The following is a 5,107-nucleotide window of genomic DNA, read 5'->3' on the forward strand; positions in this document are numbered from 1 at the left end:
GACGCGCAGGCCGAGGGCGTCCGCGCGGCGCGCGAGCCGGGTCACGGCGGCGCGGCGGGCGAAGCGGCCCGCATCCCGGGCGGCCGCGGCGAGCTCGACCAGCTCGGCGCGTGCCTGGTGGTCGGGGACGGTGAGCGCGGAACGGTCGGTGCCGGGCGGGAGCGGATCGGGGCCGAGGACGGTTCCGGTGGTAGGTGCGCCGGTGGCGGCGGCCAGAGCCCCGGCGACCCAGCGGGCCGCGGCGACCGCCGCCTCGGTGGGGTCGGCGTCGGCGGCGACCGTGATCAGCAGGGCCCCGGAGTGCGGTGTGACGACCGCGGGCGGAGCGCCTGCCGGACCGACCACGACGCGGGCAGTGACCGGCGGCACCCCGGCCGGCACGAGGTCGACCAGGCCACCACCGCGGGCGGTGCCCGCCCCGCCGAGAGCGCCGACGGCACGGGCCACCGCCTCTTCGACCCGTCGGCTCGCGGACGACGGGCGCGCACCGGCCAGCGCGGCGGCGGCATCCGCGTCGGCCCTGGTGAGCAGGTCAGCGCGGACTGCGGCGGCCAGCCGGAGAGCGGCGTCGGCCGGTGCCGGGCCGTCCGGAAGCAGCCCGGCGTCCGTGAGGGCCCGGTGGAGTCCCGCGTCGGCCGGGCCACGACGGAACGGCACGGCCTCGGCGGCGGCGCGGCCGTACCCGCGTACCCGGGCGAGCGTGGCGTGGTCCACCGCGGAGAACGGCGGCTGCGCCCGGTCGGCCCGCAGTTGCGGGGACGCTGGGCCGGAGCCGAGCAGGTCGACCGGGCCGGCACCGGCGTGGGCGGCGACGAACGCGGCGAGCTGGGCGGCGAGTTCGATCTGGACGTCGATCCGCCGTCCGCGCGCGGGCACGGCGAGACCCAGCGCGCCGGGCGGCCCGCCCGGAACGCTCCGGACGGTGCCCGGCGTTGCGTTCGGGTCGACGCCGATCGCGAGCGGGAACGACGGTCCGGTCGCTGTCGGGTGCACCGCGAAGACGCCCGGTTGGCCCGGGACGGGGTCGATCCGGTGGACGCCGGCCACCTCGGCGATCCAGGTGGTGTTCCGCAGGTTCTGCACGGGATCGGCGCCGAACAGCGGCCCGTCCGGGTCACCACTCGGCGTGAGGCCACCGGTCGGCGGCCCAGGCGGTCCGCTTCCGCCGGGCGGCCCGCTCCGACCCGGCGGCGTGCTCCCGCCGGGAGGGGTACCACCGGGCGGGGTTCCACCTGGCGCAACTCCGCCGGGCGGTTGTGGGGGACCGGGTTGGGGAGAGGTCGGGCCCACCCGGGGCGTGCCTCGGAGGACGGCGGCGAGGGCCTGCTCGCGGGCACGGACCGCGTCGCGTTCCGCGCGTACCTGGTCGGCCAGGCTCGCGGTGCTCGCCGTGTTCGCGGTGCTCGCCGTGTTCGACGGCGCTGCCGGCGGCGTGGTCTGGTTCCTGAGGACGCTCGCCGCCAGACCGAACGCCGGATGCGGATCCAGCGCAGCGACCCGGGCCGCGAGTTCGGGATCGAGCAGCGCCCGGCGGTGTGCCCAGCCCACGTCGTCGGCGCTGGGCGCCAGGCCCGCCGCGGCGATCTCCGCCCGGGCGCCCGCCCGCAACCGGGCCGCGGCGACCGGCCGGCGTACCGCTCGATCGAGCTGGTCGAGCGTCCGGACCAGGCTGTTGACGCGGGCGTGGTCGCGAGCGGTCACCGACGCCGGGTCGATCGGCCCGGCGACCGGGCCGGGCCCGAACACGTCCGCGCCGGACGGCGCGCCGTCCAGCGTCGCCCACGCCTGGTCGAGCGCGAACGGCAGCGCCGCCGCCAGCGCACGCCGCCCGGCGCGGTCGGACACCGTGAGGGTGACGAGCGCGTCCGGCCCCAGCGACACGCGCCCCAGCTCGGACGACGCCGCGGTCACCACCCGAACGCGGACGGGCTGCCCGTCAGCGGTGAGCCGGATCAGGCCGTCCGGCTGCACGTGGGCGGAGGTGAACGGCGTGCCGGGCCCCGGAAGCGCGGTCAGGATGTCGCGGGTGTCCCGGGCGACCCGCCGGGGGGACGCCGGGCGCCCCGCCGCACCGTCCACCGTGAACTCGCCGGTCGCTGAGGCTCCCGCGGTGGGCCCCGGATCCGGATGCCCGGCCGCGACCGCGCCGAGCCGTTGGTCGAGCCGCTCCCGGCGGCGGACCAGCTCCGACAGCTGCTCAGCCAACCGCTGGTCGGCCCGTGCCTGCGCAGCAGCCCGCTCCCGAGCCGCCCGTTCCGCATCGCCCACGCCGGTGCGCGGTCCGGCGTCCGGCCGATCGGGCGCGGGCCCACCGGAGGCGGACGCGGCCGCAGCGACGTACTCCCGCGTCGGCGGACGTTCGCTCTCCGGCGACATCGGCAGACCGGCGACCGGAACCGGCGCGCCGTCCGGTCCCAGTAGGAGCAGGTCGAGATGCCGGACGTCGCTCGCCGGGTAGATCGGCTCCCGGCTCACGTCGCCGGTCTGCGGATCGACCCACCGGATCTCCCCGCCCTGGTTCACCGCGGCGAACGTGTGCGATCCGCCCGCGCGCCAGCTCGTCGAGAGCATCACTGCGGCACCGGGCCCGGCCTCGAGAAGGGCTGCGGTGATCCGGGCGTACCCGTCCCGCACCGCTTGGTCGGCCGCGGCCGGGTCCAGCCCGTCGATCAGGGGGACGACCTGCTGGTACCGGCCGCCGGTCCAGTCCTCGTCCATCCCGAGGGTGTCGCCGACGGAGTCCGCACGCACGACCGCGGTCGCGTTGCGGAACTTGTATTTGCTGCGGGCCAGTGGCGCTGCCACCCGGGGCCGCCCGAACCAGGTGTCGACGAACGAGCGCACCGAGTCGACACAGTTGATCCGCCGGGTCGTGTCCGAGCGGCGGCCGAAGTCGTTGATCCGGCGGACCCACGTGCCGACGTCGACCGGCGGGTGCACCCGGATTCGGCCGAACGCCGCCACCAGCGCGGCCTCCAGCAGCCGCTGGTGGGCCAGCAGCGGCACCCGGTATCCGTTCCGTCCGTACGTTCGTAGGTGGTCGGCGGGCGGCCGGTTGGCGGCGCCGCGCACCGGGGAGCGCTGGACGAGCGGATCCTCGCGGGTCATGAGGCGGCCGGTGTCGGTGTTCTGGTCGACCCAGTTCGTCGGTGCGTCGGCCTGTGCCGGGTCGTCCGGATCGAACTCCGGCGAGGTGGCGTAGTGCTGCGTGATCCGGGCCCGGTCGTAGGCCGCGCGGGTGGCGGCGAGCCGGTCGGTCGCCGCCTCGGCCAGCGCGCGGAGCCGGTCGGCCTCGGTGCGGAGCCGGGCGGCCGCGGCGCTGCGGGCGGTGGCCTCCTCCGCGTCGGCGGCAGGGTTGGCGGCGGGGTTGGCGGCTGCGGCTGCCTGCTCCTCGGCTCGGGTGGCGGCCTCGGTCAGCCGGGTCGCGGTGGCCTGCACGTCGTCTACCTGGGTCTGGAGCGCGTTGATCTCGCCGAACCAGGTCTGCAGCCGGTCGATCCGGTCGTCCAGGTCGTCGAAGTACGCCCGCGACTCCTGGCGCCAGGCATCGACCGCGTTCGGGTCGGCGGGGTCCGTGGGTTCGGTCGGACCGCTCGGCCTGCTGGCGTCGTCGTTCGGGTCGTTGGGCCGGTCCGGCGGTGGGTTTTCGTGGGCGGAGGGATCGGTCGGCGGGTCGGTGGGGACGCTGCCGTGTAGCGCTCCGGTGCGGACCCGGGGGAGCGTGTCGCCGCCGGTGGCCGCGGGGTCGGCGGGTGCCGGGACCGTGCGAGGCGTCGCCAGGCGAGCGGCTCCGGCTGCTGTCGCGCCGGCCGCCAACAGGACCGCGAGCGCGGCGCTGTGCTGGTCGTCGATCGCGGCCCGGACCGTCGCCAGGTCAGGATCCTGGCCGTCCGGGGCGAGTGCGCCGAGCAGGTCGCGCAGCCGGATCTGCTCCGGGGTCCGGGCCGAACCGTGTAACGCCTCGTCGAGGGTGTCCGCGGTAAAGGCAGGGGGTTGGGCGGGGGCGGTGCGCGGTGCGGTCTCCGGCGGAAGCTGGACATCGGACACCGCAGGGCCGGTGACCGGCGGTCGGATCCGGCGCCCCTCCCGCATCGGCGTCTGATCGGCCGGGCTGTCCCGGTGCGCCGAGGTCTCAGCCGACGGGCCGGACGCCGTGGCCGCGCGGGCGTCGCCGGTGTCCGACGCCGTGGCGACGGTGGCCGCGCGGGCGTCGGCGCGCGGCGCGGGACCGTCCGCTGCGAGGTCGGCAGCTCCGTCGTACGTCCCCGAATCGAGCGAGCGCACCTCGGCGGTGGCCGGGTCGATCGGGTCGATCGTGCTCGGATCGAGGCCGCGCGCTTCGGTGGTAGCCGACTCGGTGACTGCCGCACCGCTGTCGGCGGCGGTGTCCGTGCGGAGGCTGTCGCTCGGGTTGGCGTCGGCCGATCCGGTGTCGGCGGTCGACGCCTCCCGCGAGCCGGTGTCCGACGCGGTGTCCGCGGTGGGTTCGGTGGCGCCCTCGTCTGCGGCTGCGGAGGTGTCGGAGGCGGATGTGCTGTCGGCAGCGCTGGCCCCGGCGTCCGAGGCCGTCGTCGGGCCCGTTCCGCCGGCGTCCGTCGGCGCCGACACTGTGGACGCGTCGGATGTTCCGGAAGCGTCCGACCCGTTCGCGGCGGTGGACCCACTGGCATCGCCGGGGGAGTCGAGACCACCGGCGTCGCCGAGCGTCACCGCGGGCTCGGACCCACCGGAGTCGCTGGAGCCGCCCGAGGAGGTGGCGGTGGAGGTGTCCGCGCCGCCAGAGGAGTCGGAGCCGCCCGTGGAGCTGGAGCTGCTCGTGGAATTGCTGCCGCCGGAGGGGGTGGAGCCGGAGGAATCGGAGCCGGAAGAGTTCGAGCCGGCGGTGCCGGAGGGTTCGCCTCCGCCGGCACGGGTTGCGCCGGAGGACGGTTGTGACCCTCCGGTCGAGGGTGAGGAGCCGGTCGGGGCTGAGTAAGCCGGCGGTGATCCGGCTGGCGGACCGCCGGCGAGTGGAGGACTGAGGGCGGGTGCCGGCGGGGCGAGGGTGGGTGCGGGCCCGGTAGGTGCGGTGGGATTGTCAGGTGCGGTGAGTAGTGAGTTTTCGGCG

The 5,107-nt window shown here is 76.9% G+C and carries 2 protein-coding genes; one reads left to right on the top strand and one right to left on the bottom strand.

What is annotated here, in order from left to right:
* Positions 1 to 4,608 (bottom strand): toxin glutamine deamidase domain-containing protein (locus ABEB28_RS42785; protein WP_345734041.1); only part of this gene is annotated, 4,608 nt, incomplete at its 3' end.
* A gap of 1 nt (position 4,609) precedes the next feature.
* Between ABEB28_RS42785 and ABEB28_RS42790 the strand changes: the two genes are divergently transcribed.
* Positions 4,610 to 4,975 (top strand): hypothetical protein, encoded by a 366-nt coding sequence (locus ABEB28_RS42790; RefSeq protein ID WP_345734042.1) that lies wholly within the window; start codon positions 4,610 to 4,612, stop codon positions 4,973 to 4,975.
* Positions 4,976 to 5,107 lie beyond the last annotated feature (132 nt).

It is taken from the genome of Cryptosporangium minutisporangium, assembly GCF_039536245.1.
Lineage (GTDB): Bacteria > Actinomycetota > Actinomycetes > Mycobacteriales > Cryptosporangiaceae > Cryptosporangium > Cryptosporangium minutisporangium.